This window comes from Stappia indica, assembly GCF_020177335.1.
In the GTDB taxonomy this organism is placed as follows: Bacteria; Pseudomonadota; Alphaproteobacteria; order Rhizobiales; family Stappiaceae; genus Stappia; species Stappia indica_B.
Genome location: NZ_JAIVMG010000003.1, coordinates 404,387 through 421,524 on the forward strand (window position 1 = coordinate 404,387; position 17,138 = coordinate 421,524).

A 17,138-nucleotide genomic window follows, 5' to 3' on the forward strand; every position below is an offset into this window, starting at 1 on the left:
GTTGTCGTGGCCTCGGCGGTCAGCGCTGCGAGGCGCGCCAGTCCGGATGGATCCAGGGCTGCCGGGTGGAGGCGGGCAGCGGATCGCGTCCGAGAATATGGTCGGCGATCTTCTCGCCCACCATGATCGACGGCGCATTGAGGTTGCCATTGGTAATTTGCGGAAAGATCGAGCTGTCGGCAACGCGCAATCCCTGGACGCCGATCACTCTTCCCTCAGGATCAACCACCGCGTGCCGATCTTCGGGGTTTCCCATCCGGCATGTGCCGCAGGGGTGGTAGGCGCTTTCCACATGCGCGCGGATGAAGTCGTCAAGCTCCGCGTCGGAGCGCACGTCGGCGCCCGGCTGGATCTCGTGGCCGCGATAGGGGGCGAAGGCGTCTTGCGCGAAAATCTCCCGGGTCAGCCGGATCGCCGTGCGGAAGTCTTCCCAGTCCTCCGGTTCGGACATGTAGTTGAACAGGATCGACGGGGCGACTTGAGGATCCGGCGAGGTCAGTGCCACCCGGCCGCGCGATTTGGAGCGCATCGGCCCCACATGGGCCTGGAAGCCATGCCCCTCCGCCGCCGCTTTGCCGTCGTAGCGCACGGCGAAGGGCAGGAAATGGTACTGGATGTCCGGGTATTCGATGCCGGCGCGCGAGCGGATGAAGGCGCAGCTCTCGAAGTGGTTGGAGCCACCAAGGCCGGTGCCGGTGAACAGCCAGCGGGCGCCGATCAGCGCCTTGGAAAAAAGGTTCCAGTGCTTGTAGAGGGTGATCGGTTGGGTACAGGTCTGCTGGATATAAAGCTCCAGATGGTCCTGCAGATTGGCGCCGACGCCGGGCCGGTCGGCCAGCACCTCGATGCCGAGCGATTGCAGCGCCTCGCCCGCGCCGATGCCGGAGAGCATCAGAAGGCGCGGTGAGTTGATCGAGGAGGCGGCGAGGATCACCTCGCGCGCCGCATGGGCGGTCTCGATGCGTCCGCCGCGCTCGTATTCGACCCCGGTGGCGCGGCGCCCGTCGAACAGGATGCGCCGGGCGTTGGCGCCTGAGATCAGGGTGACGTTGGGCCGCTTCAGGGCCGGTTTCAGATAGGCATTGGCGGCGGACCAGCGGCGGCCGCGCCACACGGTCATTTCCATGTCGGCGAAGCCTTCCTGCTTCAGCCCGTTGTAATCCTCGGTGGTCTCGTAGCCGGCCTGCCGTCCCGCCTCGATGAAGGCCTGGTAGAGCGGGCTCCACTTGCTGCCGCGCGTCACATGCAAGGGGCCGGAGGTGCCGCGCACGCCCGCTTCGCCGCCATGGCTGGTTTCCATGCGCTCGTAGTAGGGCGCGACATCCGCGTAGGACCAGCCGCGCGCGCCCATCTCGGCCCAGGTGTCGAAATCGCGGGCATGGCCGCGCACATAGACCATGCCGTTGATCGAGGAGGAGCCGCCGATCACCCGGCCGCGCGGAGTCGCCAGCCGGCGCCCGCCCAGATGCGGTTCCGGGTCGCTTTCGAAGCCCCAGTCGTAGCGGGCCATGTTCATCGGATAGCTGAGAGCCGCCGGCATCTGGATGAAGGGGCCGACGTCGCTGCCGCCCGCCTCCAGCACCAGAATCCTGTTCTGCGGCTCTTCCGAAAGGCGAAGGGCCAGGGCACAGCCGGCGGATCCGGCGCCGACGATGATGTGGGTGACCTCAGACATGGGTCTCCTCCCCGAGCTGGCGTTCGACATAGTCCTCGACCTGGCGCATGGCGCTCTTCGGCTGGGCGGCGCCATCGGCGAACACCCGCTGCAGCCACAGCCCGTCGATCAGCGCGGCGGTGCCCTCCGCCGCCCGGCGGGCGTGCTCGGCCGGCAGATAGGCGGCAAAGCCATGGGCGAGATTCGAGACGAGCCGGCGGTGGTAGATGCGCAGCAGCCGCCGCGTGTCGCTGTCGGTCCGGGCCTGCAGATAGAACGCAAGCCAGGCGGAAATCAGCGCCGGCTGAAACTGGTTGGGCGCGAAGCTTGCCCCGATCAGGGCGGAGATGCGCTCGCGAGCGGTGCCGGCCGTGGCCATGCGCGCCTGGGTCTCGCGCGACAGATCGGTCAGCAGCGCCCGCATGGTGGCGTTGAGCAGCCCGGCCTTGGAACCGAAATAGTGATGCGCGAGCCCACCGGACACACCGGCGCGGCGGGCGATCTCCGCCATGGTCGCGTCATTGAAGCCGCGTACGTGGATTGTTTCCACAGTTGCGTCGATCAGCGCCTTGCGACGCGAGGTTTCCATTCCGATCCGAGGCATGTCCCGTACGGCCTTCACATTCGAGTGCTGCGTGTGGCTGGCAGGATAGCAGGGATAATTTTGATTGGCCGTTCAATCAACAAAAAACAGAAAAAACGGCGGGAATTGCGTGAGGAACGTAAAAGTGTTTTGATGTCTTCCGCCAAGGGGAGGGGCTGGCGCGCTTGGCGCTGCCTGAAAAGAGGTCGCCCGGACAGGCGCCGCCTGGAGCGGGTTTGCTGCCGCGCATCCATTGCGGTGCCGCGGCCTGTCCGCCCGGATGGGACGCCGGTTCGGCGGTGCCGTTCCCCTGCCGAAACAGCCGCCGCGCCTTGCGGCGGAGGATGCAAGATCCGCCGGTGCGTGTTTTCTCGCGCAGCCGGCAGCCCAACGGAGGATGCGAATTCATGAAGACCCTTGCCAAGCGCCTTGGCCTTGCCGCGCTGGCCCTCGGCCTGAGCGCCGCGAGCGTTCAGGCCGCCGAGCCCGCCGCCTGCCAGACCGTCCGCCTGTCCGATGTGGGCTGGACCGACATCACCGCGACCACGGCGACCACCGCCGTGCTGCTCGATGCCATGGGCTACAAGAGCGACGTGAAGATCCTGTCGGTTCCGGTGACCTATGCGTCGCTGAAGAACAAGGACATCGACGTCTTCCTCGGCAACTGGATGCCGACCATGGAAGGCGACATCAAGGCCTATCGCGAGGATGGGTCGGTCGAGACCGTGCGCGAGAATCTGGAAGGGGCGAAATACACCCTTGCCGTGCCGAAATACACCTATGACAAGGGGCTGAAGTCCTTCGCCGACATCGCCAAGTTCAAGGACGATCTTGATGGCAAGATCTACGGCATCGAGGCGGGCAATGACGGCAACCGGCTGATCATCGACATGATCGAGGCCGATACCTTCGGGCTCAAGGGCTTCGAGGTGGTGGAAAGCTCCGAATCCGGCATGCTGGCGCAGGTGGCCCGCGCCGCCAAGCGCAAGCAGGACGTGGTGTTCCTCGGCTGGGAGCCGCATCCGATGAACGCCAATTTCGAGATGGCGTATCTCGATGGCGGCGATGACGTGTTCGGTCCCAACTATGGCGGTGCGACGGTCTACACCAATGTGCGCGCCGGCTACGTGGCCGAATGCCCGAACGTCGGCCAGCTGCTGAAGAACCTCAAGTTCTCGCTGGCCATGGAAAACGAGATCATGGGCGCGATCCTCAATGACGGCGAGGAGCCGGAAAAGGCCGCAACCGCATGGCTGAAGGCCAACCCGGAGGCGTTCGACGGCTGGCTTGAGGGCGTGACCACCTTCGACGGTGGCGATGCCAAGGCGGCGGTGAAGTCGGCGCTCGGCCTCTGAGCCTTTCAGATGACAGGTGCGGCGCGCCGGTCTTTCCCCGCGCGCGCCGCACCTTCCTGAGAAAAGAACCCGATAAGACAGAAAACGAAGGACGGGCCTGAACGTGGAGTGGCTGACCGAGAACAAACTGCCGATTGGCGCGGGGGCGAAGGCCCTGGTCGACTGGCTCACCGACAATGCCTATTGGCTGTTCGACGGCATCTCGCTGACGCTTCAGGCGATGATCGACGGGATCTTGTGGCTGTTGCAGACGCCGCCGGCGCTGGTGATCGTGCTCTTTGCCACCGGCCTTGCCTATCTGGTCCGGCGCAAGCTCTCCTTCGCCCTGTTCGTGCTGGCAAGTCTGCTCTTGATCATCAATCAGGGCTACTGGGAAGAGACCACCGAAACCCTGTCGCTGGTGATCGGCGCTTCGCTGGTGTGCATGATCGTCGGCGTGCCGCTCGGGGTTGCCGCCGCGCATCGGCCCAAGCTGTTCGCGGCCATGCGTCCGGTGCTCGACCTGATGCAGACCATCCCCACCTTCGTCTATCTGATCCCGGCGCTGATCCTGTTCGGCCTTGGCATGGTGCCGGGCCTGATCGCCACGGTGATCTTCGCCATTCCCGCGCCGATCCGCCTGACCCAGCTTGGCGTGTCCTCCACGCCGACCCAGCTTCTGGAGGCGGGCGAGGCGTTCGGCGCCACCCGGCGGCAGTTGCTCTGGAAGGTGGAACTGCCTTACGCGCTGCCGCAGATCATGGCCGGCCTGACCCAGACCATCATGCTTTCCCTGTCGATGGTGGTGATCGCCGCGCTTGTCGGCGCCGACGGGCTGGGCGTTCCCACCTTGCGCGCGCTTAACACGGTCAACATCGCCAAGGGCTTCGAGGTTGGTATCGCCATCGTGCTGATCGCCATCATCCTCGATCGCTTCTTCCGCACCAATGCAGCAGGAGGGCAGGGCTGATGAGCGAGCCAATCGTTTCCTTCCGCGATGTGGATATCGTTTTCGGCGATGATCCTGAGAGCGCGCTGCCGCTGGTCGATGCCGGTCAAAGCCGGTCGGACATTCAGGAAAAGACCGGCCAGATCCTCGGCGTCGCCGGCGCCAGCTTCGACATTCACGAGGGCGAGCTGATCGTGCTGATGGGCCTGTCCGGCTCGGGCAAGTCCACCCTGTTGCGCGCGGTCAACGGGCTCAACAGGATCACCCGCGGCGAGGTCGCCGTTCACGATGGCGACCAGGTGGTCAATCCCAGTAGTTGCTCCCCGGCCGAGTTGCGGCATCTGCGCCGCGGCCGCATCGCCATGGTGTTCCAGCAATTCGCCCTTCTGCCCTGGCGCACCGTGGCGGAAAACGTCGGTTTCGGGCTGGAGCTGGCCGGCATGCCGTCCCGCCAGCGCACGGCCAAGGTGGCCGAGCAGCTCGAACTGGTCGGCCTTGCCGAATGGGGCGGCAAATACGTGCATGAACTGTCCGGCGGTATGCAGCAGCGGGTGGGGCTTGCCCGGGCCTTTGCCACCGATGCGCCGATCCTGTTGATGGACGAACCGTTTTCCGCGCTCGATCCGCTCATTCGCGACCATCTTCAGGATGAGCTGCTGGCGCTTCAGGAAAAGCTCAACAAGACGATCATCTTCGTCAGTCACGATCTCGACGAGGCGGCGAAGATCGGCTCGCGCATCGCCATCATGGAGGGCGGCCGGGTGATCCAGCTCGGTACCCCGCAGGAGATCGTCCGCAAGCCCGCGACCGACTATGTCGCCGAATTCGTGGCGCATATGAACCCGCTCGGCGTCCTGCGCGCCCGTGACATCATGCGCGCGCCGCTGTCGGAAGACACGATCAATGGCGAGCGCTGCCCGCCGCGCACCCCGGTGCGGGAGGTGATCGAGCTGAAACGCCGCTCCGCCGATCCTGTGGTGGTCGAGGATGGCGGCAAGGTGATCGGGCTGATCGGCGAGGCGGAAATCCTTGATTGCCTGCGGTAGAGCTCCGGCGTTGCCGGGCGGTCGCTACTTGCCGGTGACGGCCGAGCGCGGCGCGGGGCCGAAAGTCGCGTCCGCTCGCCGCCGGCAGATCAAGGCCATGGTCACCCCGCGCGCGGCGAGGAACAGGTCGAACGCCAGCCACAGGCCGTGATTGCCGAGCAGGGGCGCCAGTGCGGCATAGGCGGCGAGATAGACGATGATGGAGGCGAGCATCATGTTGCGCATGTCCCGCGACCAGGTCGCGCCGATGAACACCCCATCCATCTGATAGGCGAGCGCGCCAAGAAGCGGCGCGGCGGCGGCCCAGGGCAGGTAGTCCATCGCCGCCGTGCGCACCTCTGGCGCGGTGGTCATCAGGTGGAGCAGCCAGCCGCCGCCGGCGTAGAACACCAGCGCGGCAAGCAGCGCAAGGGCAAAGCCCCAGATCAGGCACAGCCGCACCGACCGGTCGAAGGCGGGACGGTAGCGGGCGCCAACCGCCTTGCCCGCCAGCTGTTCCGCCGCCGTGGCGATGCCGTCGAGAAAATAACCGCCGATCAGCAGGAACTTTTCCAACAGCGCATTGGCGGCGAGGATCGTGTCGCCCTGCACCGCCGAGCGGGAGATGAAGAAGCCGACGGCGAACAGCAGCGCGAAGGAGCGGATCATGATGTCGCGGTTGAGCGCGACCATCCGCAGGAACCGGCGTTTGTTGAAGATGCGCACGCGGCTGGGCAGCGGTCCGCCGCGAAGGGCGCGGGCGGCCAGCGCCGTACCGGCAAGCGCCGCCACCAACTCGCTGACCACCGTCGCGGCGGCGACACCGGCAACGCCCCATTCAAGCTGCAGCACAAACCACAAGGACAGGGCGATGTTGAGCCCGTTCAGCCCGCTTTGCAGCACCAGCGCGGTGCCCGCCTGTCCCCGGCCGATGAACCAGCCAAGAAAGGCGTAGTTGAGAAGGGCGAAGGGAGCGGACAGCACCCGAACGAGGAAATAGGCGGTGGTCGCCTGTTTCACCGCCTCGCTGCCCCCCATCACCCAGAGCCCGGAGCCGAGCACCGGGCCGCGCAACAGCACGACCAGAACGCCGATGCCGAGGGCAACGAGACAGGCGCGATAAAGCACTGCCCGCTCTTCCTTGAGATCGCCGGCACCCACCGCCTGGGCGGTCAGCCCGGTGGTGCCGGAGCGCAGGAAGTTGAAGGTGGTGAACACCAGATCGAACAGGATGCCGCCAAGGGCGATGCCGCCCAGCAGCGCCGCGTCGCCGAGCTGGCCGATCACCACCGTGTCGACCAGCCCGAGCAGCGGCGTCGACAGATAGGCGAGGGTCATCGGTACGGCAATCGCCAGCACCGTGCGGCTGCTGACGTCGAACGGGCGCACCACGTGGCGGTCTCTGGCGGGCGTGAGGGTGTCCAAGAAGGGATGCTTTCGGCGAACGGGGCGGGAGTCGATGGGGCGTGACGCTAGCGAGCAAACGGGAGACGGTCAAACCGGGCATGGTGCTTGCCGGCGGGATCGGTGGTCCTGTTGCCCCATGCTTGCGTATGCCGCACATAGTCAGAGCATCGAACCGCCACCGGGGGAGGGGATCCGCCCATGCCGCTTGCCATTGTCCATCATCCAGCGTTTTGCGCGGACATGCCCGAGGGGCACCGGTTTCCCATGAACAAGTTCCGCCGCGTCGCGGAGCAGCTCGTGGCCGATGGGTTGGTGGCGCCAGGCGGGTTTCACGTGCCCCGTCCCGCGCCGGCGGCCTGGGCGGCGCTGGCCCATGAGCGCGCCTATGTGGATCAGGTGTTTTCCGCCGATGTGCCGCGCGCGGTGGCCCGCGAGATCGGCCTGCCGATGACCGAGGCGGTGGCGTTCCGCGCCCGCTGCGCCACCGCTGGCACCGTGCTGACGGCAACGCTGGCGATGGAGCGGGGCATTGCCTGCAACACCGCCGGCGGCAGCCATCACGCCCGGCGCGCCCATGGCGCGGGCTTCTGCGTCTTCAACGATGTGGCGGTGGCGATCCGGCTTGGCCTCTCGGTCGGGGCGATCCGCCGGGCGCTGGTGATCGACCTCGATGTGCATCAGGGCGACGGCACGGCGGATATCCTGACGGGCGATCCGGCGGTGTTCACCCTGTCGGTGCATGCAAGGCGCAATTATCCGGTGCGCAAGCGGGCCTCGACCCTCGATATCGCCCTTGAGGATGCGACCGGCGATGTCGCCTATCTGGCGATGCTGGCCGAAACGCTGCCGGGCATCCTTTCCCGCTTTCGCCCCGATATCGTCTTCTACAATGCAGGTGTCGATCCGCATGAGGAGGACCGGCTTGGCCGGCTGTCCCTGAGCGATGCCGGGCTGGAGGCGCGTGACCGCTATGTCATCGGCGCGGTGCGGCGGCTGGGCATTCCCCTCGCCGGGGTGATCGGCGGCGGTTATCTCGATGACATCGACCGGCTGGCACGCCGCCACACGATCCTGCACCGGGTGGCGGCGGAATTTGTGTGAACTGGGGGCGTCAGTCGTCCCGGCCCATGCTCAACAGCCGCAGCACCAGCCACACGGGAAGGACCACCACCGCGCCGAGCACGAAATAGCCGCCAAGGCGCCCGAGCGCCTCAAAGCCCATGGTCCACAGATGGCGGATGAAGGAGATGACACCGTCGAACAGGTCGAGCGGGTGCAGGTCGAGCGCGGAAAGCAGCACCCCGACGACGAAGGACAGGAACAGAAGGCGCAAGAGCACCCGCAAGGGGGAACCACCGATAAAGCGTTCGAGCGAGGTGTTGGACATCAAGGTTCCTGTCGTTCATGGGCGTGGCGTGCATCGGCGGCCGGATGGGGCTGCCGGGGCCGCTCTGCGAGATGTAGGCGCAAGCCGGGCTGCAATCAACGCCGCAGACGCGCGCGACGGGCGATTGGTCGAGGTGGGCGGTGAGATGTGATCTCCGGCACAGGCGGCGGGCCTCCAAGCTGCCACATTGCCGGTTGAAGACGGGCCTTGCGATCCATCGCCTCATGCGGTGTCATCGCAAGCGACGTCTTGACCGTGATTCGGCCTCTCATCGAGGCGGGTGCGAAAACGTCCATTCCGATCAGATCCTTCGCTGCGCGCAAGATGGCGCGGGCGCCGGATCGCTTCATTTGCCAGGGATTTTCCGAGCGCATGAAAGCCTTTTCTCTCGTTACCGCAGTCCTTCTCGGCCTGGCGTCGGCCGTGGCCCCGGCCGCCGCCGGGGGCGACAAGCCGCAGATTGCCGGGACATGGCGCATCGCCGCCCTTGCCACCTCCGGCGGCGCGCTGGTCGATCTCGATCTTGCCCTTGCCGCGCGCACCGAGGTGGTGGTCGACCGTCATGGCCTGTGGATGGCGTCCGCCGGCTGCAACCGGCTGCGCGGCACGCTGGAGCAGGATGGCCTTGATCTCAAGGTGTCGGACAAGGTGATGGCGACGCGAATGGCCTGTGAGGGCGTTGCCGGCGATCTGGAGCGGCGGTTCCTGAAGTTCTTCCCCGCAGCGGTCAAGGTCGACGGCATGCCGCAGCGCCTGTTGTTGCGCGATGGCGCTGGCGCCGCCGTGGTGCTTCTGGTCGGCAAGTAACCGGTTCCGCCTCCCTCTCCGCGTCTTCCCGGGTAAGCGTTCGCGCGACCCGGGATCGGCGAGCCACGGCCTGTCGGTTCCGGTCTTCTGAAAACGTTGGCCGTCCAGCTCCCGGCTCGGGGATGGGGTGCCCCTCCAAAAAGCTCTGGCCCATACGCTGACGGGCGGCCAATGGCCGCCCGTCTTTGTGTGCCAGCTGCTGCCGGTTCCGGTGCGGATCAGGCGGCCTTCTGTTCCTCGGCGGCTTTTTCCGGCGCAAACCGCGTGTAGAAGCGCTCGTCGGTCTTGGCCATTTCCCGCAGCAGCTTGTTCGGCTTGAAGCGCGGCCCCCATTTCTTGGTGAACTTGCGGCACAGCTCGACGAAGGCAGCGGTGCCCATGCCGTCGATGTAGGAGATCGTGCCGCCGGTGAAGGGCGCGAAGCCGAAGCCGAGGATCGACCCCACATCCGCCTCGCGCACGTCGGTCAGGCATTTCTCCTCGAAGATCCGCGCGGTCTCCAGCGCCTGCATCACCAGGAAGCGCTGCTTCAGCTCCTCCACCGAGAAGGCGGAGGCGGGCTTCGGCTTGCCGGTCACCTCCGGGATGCCCGGCCACAGCGACTTGTCGCGGCCGTCGTAGTCGTAAAACCCCTTGCCGTTCTTGCGGCCGAAGCGTTCACGCTTCACCACCATCTCTTCCAGGATGTTGTCGAGCGGCCCTTCCACGTATTTCACGCCAAGGTCCTTGCGGGTGGCGGAGACGATCTTCCAGGCCAGATCGAGTGCGACCTCGTCGCCGAGCGACAGCGGGCCGACCGGCATTCCGGCCATCCGGCCGCAGTTTTCGATCATCGCCGCCGGCACCCCGTCGGCCAGCATCATCAGGCCTTCGCGAATGTAGGTCATCACCACGCGCGAGGTGTAGAAGCCGCGCGAGTCGTTGACCACGATCGGCGTCTTCTTGATGGCCTTGATGTAGTCCAGCGCCATGGCCAGTGCCTTGTCACCGGTCTTGTTGCCCATGATCACTTCCACCAGCATCATCTTGTCGACCGGCGAGAAGAAATGGATGCCGATGAAGTTCTTCGGCCGTTTCGAGGCCTCCGCCAGCGAGGAAATCGGCAGCGTGGAGGTGTTGGAGGCGTAGATCGCCCGCGGCTTCAGCACCGCTTCGGCCTTCTCCGTCACCACCCGCTTGATCTCCCGGTCCTCGAACACCGCCTCGATCACCAGATCGCAATCGGCGAGAAGATCGTAATCCGCCGTCGGCGTGATCCGCGCCAGAAGTTGCTCCTTGTCCTCGGCGGTGGCGCGACCGCGCTGCACCGCCTTGCTGACGAGCTGGTCCGAATGGGCCTTGCCCTTGTCGGCCGCTTCCTGGTCCCGGTCGATCAGCACCACGTCGATGCCGGCCTTGGCGGTGACATAGGCAATGCCCGCGCCCATGAAGCCGGCGCCGAGAATGCCGATCTTGCGGATCTTGTTGGGCTTGATGTCCGCCGGTCGCCGGGCGCCCTTGTTCAACTCCTGCATGGAGACGAACAGCGAGCGGATCATGGCCGCCGCCTCCGGGGATTGCAGCACATGGGCGAAGTAGCGGCTCTCGACGGTCAGCGCCTGATCCATCGGCAGTTGCAGCCCCTCATAGACCGACTGCAGGATGCCGCGTGCGCCCGGATAGTTGTCATGGGTCTCGCGCCGGTAGATGGCATTCGCCGCCGGCCAGAACTGGAAGCCGGCGGGCGAGTAGATCGGACCGCTCGGCAGCTTGAAGCCCTTCTTGTCCCAGGGCTTTACCGGATCGACGCCATCCTTCAGCATCCGCACGGCGGTCGCCACCAGCTTTTTCGCCGGGGCGATCTCGTCCACCAGCTTCATTGCCTTCGCCTTGTCGGCGGTGAGCGTCTTGCCCTGCAGCAGGAACTGAAGGCCCGGCTGGGCCTCGGCCATGCGCATCACCCGCTGGGTGCCGCCGGCGCCGGGGAACAGGCCCACCTTGATTTCCGGCAAGGCCATCTTGACCGCATCGCCCTCGGCGGCGACCCGGGCATGACAGGCCAGCGCCAGCTCCGTCGCCCCGCCCATGCAGGTGCCGTTGATCGCCGCGACGAACGGCTTGCCGCAGGTTTCCAGCTTGCGGAAGATCAGCGTCAGACGCCGGGAGCCGTCGAACAGCAGCCGGGCCGCGCCCTCCGGATCCTTGCTGCGCTGGCCGTGGAACTCGCGCAGCAGTCCTTCCAGCATGGTCAGATCGGCGCCGCCGGAGAAGGTCGGCTTGCCGGAGGTGATCACCGCGCCGGTGATGGCCTCGTCCTCGGCGACCCGGTCGACGATCGCGTCCAGGTCGTCCATCACGGTGATGTCGATCACATTCATCGACTTGCCGGCCATGTCCCAGACAATGTGGGCAATGCCATCGGCGTCGACGTCAAGGGTGAAGTTCTTGTAAGTCATAGGGTAATCCTCCGCGTCCGCCGTCACACTCGCTCGATGATCGTCGCCGTGCCCATGCCGGCGCCGATGCACAGGGTGACCAGCGCGGTGTTGAGATCGCGCCGCTCCAACTCATCCAGCACCGTGCCGAGGATCATCGCCCCGGTCGCCCCGAGCGGGTGGCCAAGGGCAATGGCGCCGCCGTTCACATTGACGATATCCGCGTCGAGATCGAAGGCCTGGCGGTAGCGCAGCACCACCGAGGCAAACGCCTCGTTGATTTCGAACAGGTCGATGTCCTTTAGCGACATCTTCGCCGAGGCGAGCAGCTTTTCGGTAACGTCCACCGGCCCGGTCAGCATCAGCGCCGGTTCGGAGCCGATGTTGGCGAAGGCCTTGATCCGCGCCCGCGGCGTCAGCCCGGCCTTGCGCCCGGCGCGGCGGTTGCCGATCAGGATCGCCGAGGCGCCATCGACGATGCCGGAGGAATTGCCCGCGTGGTGCACGTGGCGCAGCTTTTCCAGCTCCGGATGCGCCTGGATGGCGACCGCGTCGAAGCCGCCCATCGCGCCCATCATCTCGAAGGAGGCATTGAGCGAGGCCAGCGACTGCATGTCGGTTTCCGGACGCATGTGCTCGTCGCGGTCAAGGATCGTCAGACCGTTGATGTCCTTCACCGGGGTCACCGAGCGGGAGAAATAGCCCTGGTCCCAGGCATGGGCGGCGCGGCGCTGGCTCTCCGCCGCATAGGCGTCGACATCGTCGCGGCTAAAGCCGTATTTGGTGGCGATCAGGTCGGCGGAAACGCCCTGCGGCATGAAATAGGAGGGAAGGGCCACCTGAGGATCGACCGGCCAGGCACCGCCGCTGGCGCCGATGCCGATGCGGCTCATGGATTCCACCCCGCCGGCGACCACCAGGTCATGCTGGCCGGACATCACCTGGGCCGCGCCGAAATTCACCGCGTCGAGGCCGGAGGCGCAGAAACGGTTGATCTGGATGCCGGGGACGGACTGGTCGTAGCCGGCGGCGAACACCGCCGCGCGGGCCACATCGCCGCCGGCCTCGCCGATCGGGTCGACGCAGCCGAGCACCACGTCGTCCACCTGTGCGGTGTCCAGCGTGTTGCGGTCGCGAATTTCCTCCAGCACGCCGGCGGCGAGCCGCACCGCCGGCACTTCATGCAGGGAGCCGTCCTTCTTGCCGCGTCCGCGCGGCGTGCGAACATGATCGAATATCAGTGCATCGGCCATGAAAGTCTCCTTGTTGAACTAATGGGTGCGAGGGGCCGGCGGCTACAGGCTGCGGGCGATCAGCACCTTCATGATTTCATTGGTGCCGGCGTAGATGCGCTGTACGCGGGCATCGGCGAACAGGCGGGAAATCGGATATTCGTTCATGTATCCGTAGCCGCCGAAGAACTGCAGGCATTCGTCCATCACCTTCGTCTGAAGGTCGGTGGTCCAGTATTTGGCCATCGAGGCGGTGACGCTGTCGAGCTGGCCGGCGACGTGGCGGGCGATGCAATCGTTGACGAACACCTGACCGATGGTGGCCTCGGTCTTGAGTTCCGCCAGCTTGAACTGGGTGTTCTGGAAATCGAGGACCCGCTTTCCGAAGGCCTTGCGCTCCTTGACGTAAGTGAGGGTGAGGGCAAGGGCGCGCTCGATCGCCGCCATCGCCTGCACGGCGACCAGGAGCCGCTCCTGCGGCAGTTGCTCCATCAACTGGTAAAAGCCCTGGCCCTCCTCCGGCCCGATCAGCGCATCGGCGGGCACGCGCATGTCGTTGAAGAAAAGCTCCGAGGTGTCGTTGCCCTTGAAGCCGAGCTTGTCGAGATTGCGGCCACGGCGGAAGCCTTCCACCGTGTCGGTCTCCACCGCGAACAGCGATACCCCCTTGGCGCCGGCGGACGGATCGGTCTTGGCGACGACGATCACCAGATTGGCGAGCTGACCGTTGGTGATGAAGGTCTTGGAGCCGTTGAGGAGGTATTGGTTGCCATCACGCACGGCGGTGGTGCGCACCGCCTGCAGATCCGATCCCGCGCCCGGCTCGGTCATGGCGATGGCGCCGATCAGCTTGCCCGAGGCAAGTCCCGGGAGCCAGCGTTCCTTCTGCTCCGGCGAGCCGTAATGCTGGATGTAGGGGGCGACAATCGCCGAATGCAGGGCGATGCCGAAATGGTCGAAGCCAGCAAGGCCGAGCCGGCGGATGATCACCGCGTCATGGGCGAAGCTGCCGCCGGACCCGCCAAGCTCTTCCGGCGCGGCGGGGCAAAGAAAGCCGCCCGCGCCGGTCTTTTCCCAGGCGGCCCGGGTGACGCTTCCGGCCTCGACCCAGCTTTCATAGTCGGGCGCGATGTCCCGCTCCAGAAACCGGGCGAAGGCGTCATCAAGCAGCGTCAGGTCTTCGCTCATCCAGGCTGGCGGCGGCACGAGTGGTGCTGTCACGTCATTTTCCTCCCGAAAAGGACGGCGGCGGCGCCCGGTTGCCGGACAACCGGTCCGGGCGCTCATGTGATGTGGGGTGAACCCGGCGGGCGGGAAAGGCCTAGAAGGCCTCTGCCGCCAGGCTCATCATCGTGTCAGCGCCGGCCTCGATCCGGGCACGGCGCACGCCGGTCTCCGGCATGTGCCGCTCCATGAAGTGGCGGGCCAGCGTCAGCTTGGTCTCGTGGAAGGTGGGATCGCTCGCCCCGCCATCGGCCAGTGCCTTGGCCGAGCATTTGGCCATCCGCGCCCACATGAAGCCAAGTGCCACCGTGCCGAACAGATGCATGTAGTCGGTCGACCCGGCACCGGCATTGTCCGGCTTGGCCATGGCGTTGTTCATGAACCACATGGTGGCCTGTTGCAGATCGTCGAGCCCGGCCTTGAGCGGGGCGAGCAACGGTGCCAGATCCGCGTTCTCGCTGTTTTCCTTCAGGAACGTGCCGACCTCGCCGAAGAAGGCCATCACCGCCCGGCCGCCGTTGCGCGGCAGCTTGCGGCCGACCAGATCCAGCGCCTGGATGCCGTTGGCACCCTCGTAGATCATGGTGATGCGGGCATCGCGCACGAACTGCGACATGCCCCATTCCTCGATATAGCCATGCCCACCAAGCATCTGCTGTGCGGCGACTGCATTGTCGAAGCCGGTGTCGGTGAGCACGCCCTTGATGATCGGCGTCATCAGGCCCATGTGGTCGTCGGCCGCCTGCCGCTCCGCCTCGTCGTCCGAGCGGTGGGAGACGTCCGATTGCAGCGCGGTCCACAGGACCAGCGCCCGGGCCGCCTCGTTGAAGGCGCGGATCGACATCAGCGTGCGGCGTACATCCGGATGGACGATGATCGGATCGGCCGGGCCGTCCGGGTTGCGGGGACCGTCGAGCGCGCGGCCCTGCAGCCGGTCGCAGGCATAGGCGACGGCGTTCTGATAGGCGACCACCGACTGCGACAGGCCCTGGATGCCGACCGCCAGCCGCGCCTCGTTCATCATCACGAACATGGCGTTCAGCCCGCGATGCTCCTCGCCGACCAGCCAGCCGGTCGCCCCGTCATAGTTCATGACGCAGGTGGCATTGCCGTGAATGCCCATCTTCTCTTCCAGCGCGCCGCAGGAGACCGGGTTGCGCGCGCCCGGATTGCCGTCGGCATCGGGCAGGAATTTTGGCACCACGAACAGCGAGATCCCTTTGGTGCCCTCTGGCGCGCCCTCGATCCGGGCCAGCACCAGGTGGACGATGTTCGAGGTCAGGTCGTGTTCGCCGGCGGAAATGAAGATCTTCTGGCCGGAAATCTTGTAGCTGCCATCGCCCTGGGGCACGGCCTTGGACTTGATCAGTCCCAGATCGGTGCCGCAATGGGGCTCGGTCAGGTTCATGGTGCCGGACCATTCGCCGGCGGCCAGCTTGGGCAGGTAGAGCGCCTTCTGCTCCTCGGTGCCATGCACCATCAGCGCGGCGGCGGCGCCCTGCGACAGGCCCGGATACATGCCCCAGGCCAGGTTGGCGCTGGAGATGAACTCCTGAATGATGCTGTTGAGGGTGGTCGGCAGCCCCTGGCCACCATAGGCCTCGGGCATCGACAGGGCGATCCAGCCATTGTCGCGATAGGTCCGGTAGGCTTCGTCAAAGCCCTTCGGCGTGGTCACCGAACCATCGTCCTGGCGGGTGCAGCCTTGCTTGTCGCCCACGGCGTTGAGCGGCGTCAGCACTTCCTCGCAAAAGCGCGCGCCCTCGCCAAGAATTGCCTCGATCAGATCGGGCGTCGCCTCGCCAAAGCCTGGCAGGTTGCTGTGACGCTCGAACCCCAGAACGTCGTTCAGCAGAAACAGGACGTCCTGAACTGGCGCTGTGTAACTCGGCATTCGCGTCGCCCTCCCGGCATGTTCCGCAGCCCGTCCCATGGGCCGCCTTGTCTTTGAGGTTTACGTTTCCGTAAACGTCACCTTGGGGGTTATACGGCGTGGAGCAGAGCGGGGCAAGATGCAACCTCGCCGATTTCCCGCTCATTTTGCATGGAAGCCGGCGATCCGGGCCGGAAAAAGGCAGAAATCCCGGAAAAACCGGCCCGGTTGCGCGCGTCAAAAAGAGTTTTCCGCAAATTGCGGATGCAACCAAAGGGGGAAGGTGTGTGGGAGAGGGGGCGACCTGAACCGGCCTGAACCGGCCGAAGTGTGATGACAAAGCCTCCCGGGGGAGGGCGTCCTCCCGGATGCCGCACAGGCGAAGATCCGGGACCGGAGAGCCACGGCCTCTCGGTTCAGTCCCTTGAAAACACGCCTCTTCTGGCTCCCTGATCCCGGGGCGTGCCAAAGCTTGCTCGGGATCGCGCCGAGCGGAGGTCAAGGCGGTTCTCCCCCAGGCATCGCCCCGCCCTCCGCGTCCTCCCGGACGCAGCAAAGCGAAGATCCGGGATCGGGGAGGCACGGCCTCTCGGCCCCAGTCTATTGAAAACGCAAGCCGTTCGGCGCTCCGGCGCCCGGGGCGCGCTGATGCGTGCCAGGCAGACGCCGAGAGGGAGGGGGGCAGAGGCGCTTGCGAGCAGTTACTCGCCCGTCTCGTTTTCCTTTTCCTTGAGCATCCCGGAGACGATCTCGACGGTGCGCCCCAGCTCCTCGATGGCCTGGTCGATGTCGCGGCGTTGCTGCACCAGGACGTCGATCTGCTCCTGAAAGCGGGAGAGGGCGACCCGAAGCTGAGTGACCTGACCGTCGCGCAGGTCATAAAGGTCAAGCATGTCGAGGATTTCCGCCAGCGAGAAGCCGACCCGCTTGCCCATCAGCACCAGCTTCAGCCGGGCCCGGTCGCGGCGGGTATAGACCCGGTTGAGGCCGTCCCGCTTCGGGTTGATCAGCCCTTTGTCTTCGTAAAAGCGCAAGGTGCGCAAGGTGACGCCGAATTCCTTCGCCAGATCCCCGATGGTGAAATGGGTCTTCTTGGTGGAATCGTCCTTGGCTGCGACGGCTTCGACGATGTCGTTGTTGACCGACAGCGCTTCACTCATGGGGCGGATCCTTGTTGATCGTCTTGTTGCGATGCGATGTGCATCGGTGTCCGGCGGGAGGCGGTGCCTTGTGTCGATGACGCAGCTCC

The 17,138-nt window shown here is 65.8% G+C and carries 14 protein-coding genes; 5 read left to right on the plus strand and 9 right to left on the minus strand.

The annotated features are described in order from the left end of the window. Positions 1-19: 19 nt before the first annotated feature. A complete protein-coding gene (betA, locus tag LC062_RS06220) occupies positions 20-1,675 on the minus strand; it encodes a choline dehydrogenase (protein WP_224910161.1) in 1,656 nt (551 codons plus the stop codon). Further along, the gene (gene betI, locus LC062_RS06225; RefSeq protein ID WP_224910162.1) at positions 1,668-2,258 is read right to left on the minus strand and encodes a transcriptional regulator BetI; all 591 of its coding nucleotides are present in this window, start codon (positions 2,256-2,258) and stop codon (positions 1,668-1,670) included. Before betI ends, betA begins: the two co-directional genes overlap by 8 nt. A gap of 386 nt (positions 2,259-2,644) precedes the next feature. Here betI and LC062_RS06230 point away from each other — a divergent pair, with 386 nt between their 5' ends. The 3 genes from LC062_RS06230 (at position 2,645) to choV (ending at position 5,566) form a co-directional block, all read left to right on the plus strand. Further along, complete coding sequence (locus LC062_RS06230) at positions 2,645-3,592, plus strand: choline ABC transporter substrate-binding protein (RefSeq protein WP_224910163.1); 948 nt, start codon at positions 2,645-2,647, stop codon at positions 3,590-3,592. Positions 3,593-3,695: 103 nt separating this feature from the next. Next, positions 3,696-4,541, plus strand: a complete 846-nt coding sequence (gene choW / locus LC062_RS06235; protein WP_224910164.1) for a choline ABC transporter permease subunit — start codon at positions 3,696-3,698, stop codon at positions 4,539-4,541. Next, positions 4,541-5,566, plus strand: a complete 1,026-nt coding sequence (choV, locus tag LC062_RS06240) for a choline ABC transporter ATP-binding protein (protein ID WP_224910165.1) — start codon at positions 4,541-4,543, stop codon at positions 5,564-5,566. The genes choW and choV overlap by 1 nt, the downstream gene beginning before the upstream one ends. Before the next feature lie 24 nt (positions 5,567-5,590). On the opposite strand, the gene LC062_RS06245 is transcribed toward choV, so the two are convergent. After that, the gene (locus tag LC062_RS06245; protein WP_224910166.1) at positions 5,591-6,970 is read right to left on the minus strand and encodes an MATE family efflux transporter; all 1,380 of its coding nucleotides are present in this window, start codon (positions 6,968-6,970) and stop codon (positions 5,591-5,593) included. A gap of 180 nt (positions 6,971-7,150) precedes the next feature. Here LC062_RS06245 and LC062_RS06250 point away from each other — a divergent pair, with 180 nt between their 5' ends. Continuing rightward, a complete protein-coding gene (locus LC062_RS06250; RefSeq protein WP_224910167.1) occupies positions 7,151-8,053 on the plus strand; it encodes a histone deacetylase family protein in 903 nt (300 codons plus the stop codon). A 10-nt stretch (positions 8,054-8,063) separates the two neighbouring features. On the opposite strand, the gene LC062_RS06255 is transcribed toward LC062_RS06250, so the two are convergent. Then, on the minus strand, positions 8,064-8,339 hold the full coding sequence (locus LC062_RS06255) for a DUF6460 domain-containing protein (RefSeq protein ID WP_224910168.1): 276 nt from the start codon (positions 8,337-8,339) through the stop codon (positions 8,064-8,066). A 372-nt stretch (positions 8,340-8,711) separates the two neighbouring features. Between LC062_RS06255 and LC062_RS06260 the strand changes: the two genes are divergently transcribed. Further along, positions 8,712-9,146 (plus strand): META domain-containing protein, encoded by a 435-nt coding sequence (locus LC062_RS06260; protein ID WP_224910169.1) that lies wholly within the window; start codon positions 8,712-8,714, stop codon positions 9,144-9,146. Between the two features lie 218 nt (positions 9,147-9,364). On the opposite strand, the gene LC062_RS06265 is transcribed toward LC062_RS06260, so the two are convergent. From LC062_RS06265 to LC062_RS06285, 5 genes are all read right to left on the minus strand, one after another. Continuing rightward, positions 9,365-11,581 (minus strand): 3-hydroxyacyl-CoA dehydrogenase NAD-binding domain-containing protein, encoded by a 2,217-nt coding sequence (locus tag LC062_RS06265; protein ID WP_224910170.1) that lies wholly within the window; start codon positions 11,579-11,581, stop codon positions 9,365-9,367. A gap of 23 nt (positions 11,582-11,604) precedes the next feature. Further along, positions 11,605-12,813 (minus strand): acetyl-CoA C-acetyltransferase, encoded by a 1,209-nt coding sequence (locus LC062_RS06270; protein ID WP_224910171.1) that lies wholly within the window; start codon positions 12,811-12,813, stop codon positions 11,605-11,607. A 42-nt stretch (positions 12,814-12,855) separates the two neighbouring features. Beyond that, a complete protein-coding gene (locus LC062_RS06275) occupies positions 12,856-13,980 on the minus strand; it encodes an acyl-CoA dehydrogenase family protein (protein WP_224910333.1) in 1,125 nt (374 codons plus the stop codon). Positions 13,981-14,113: 133 nt separating this feature from the next. Next, a complete protein-coding gene (locus LC062_RS06280) occupies positions 14,114-15,910 on the minus strand; it encodes an acyl-CoA dehydrogenase C-terminal domain-containing protein (RefSeq protein WP_224910172.1) in 1,797 nt (598 codons plus the stop codon). A 680-nt stretch (positions 15,911-16,590) separates the two neighbouring features. Beyond that, complete coding sequence (locus LC062_RS06285) at positions 16,591-17,049, minus strand: MerR family transcriptional regulator (protein WP_224910173.1); 459 nt, start codon at positions 17,047-17,049, stop codon at positions 16,591-16,593. Positions 17,050-17,138: the final 89 nt, after the last annotated feature.

What these genes read in the sequence shown, in the direction of transcription:
- betA (WP_224910161.1), bottom strand. Translation starts at nt 1,675, where the DNA reads ATGTCTGAGGTCACCCACATCATCGTCGGCGCCGGATCCGCCGGCTGT.
- betI (WP_224910162.1), bottom strand. Translation starts at nt 2,258, where the DNA reads ATGCCTCGGATCGGAATGGAAACCTCGCGTCGCAAGGCGCTGATCGAC.
- LC062_RS06230 (WP_224910163.1), top strand. Translation starts at nt 2,645, where the DNA reads ATGAAGACCCTTGCCAAGCGCCTTGGCCTTGCCGCGCTGGCCCTCGGC.
- choV (WP_224910165.1), top strand. Translation starts at nt 4,541, where the DNA reads ATGAGCGAGCCAATCGTTTCCTTCCGCGATGTGGATATCGTTTTCGGC.
- LC062_RS06250 (WP_224910167.1), top strand. Translation starts at nt 7,151, where the DNA reads ATGCCGCTTGCCATTGTCCATCATCCAGCGTTTTGCGCGGACATGCCC.
- LC062_RS06255 (WP_224910168.1), bottom strand. Translation starts at nt 8,339, where the DNA reads ATGTCCAACACCTCGCTCGAACGCTTTATCGGTGGTTCCCCCTTGCGG.
- LC062_RS06260 (WP_224910169.1), top strand. Translation starts at nt 8,712, where the DNA reads ATGAAAGCCTTTTCTCTCGTTACCGCAGTCCTTCTCGGCCTGGCGTCG.
- LC062_RS06265 (WP_224910170.1), bottom strand. Translation starts at nt 11,581, where the DNA reads ATGACTTACAAGAACTTCACCCTTGACGTCGACGCCGATGGCATTGCC.
- LC062_RS06270 (WP_224910171.1), bottom strand. Translation starts at nt 12,813, where the DNA reads ATGGCCGATGCACTGATATTCGATCATGTTCGCACGCCGCGCGGACGC.
- LC062_RS06275 (WP_224910333.1), bottom strand. Translation starts at nt 13,980, where the DNA reads ATGAGCGAAGACCTGACGCTGCTTGATGACGCCTTCGCCCGGTTTCTG.
- LC062_RS06280 (WP_224910172.1), bottom strand. Translation starts at nt 15,910, where the DNA reads ATGCCGAGTTACACAGCGCCAGTTCAGGACGTCCTGTTTCTGCTGAAC.
- LC062_RS06285 (WP_224910173.1), bottom strand. Translation starts at nt 17,049, where the DNA reads ATGAGTGAAGCGCTGTCGGTCAACAACGACATCGTCGAAGCCGTCGCA.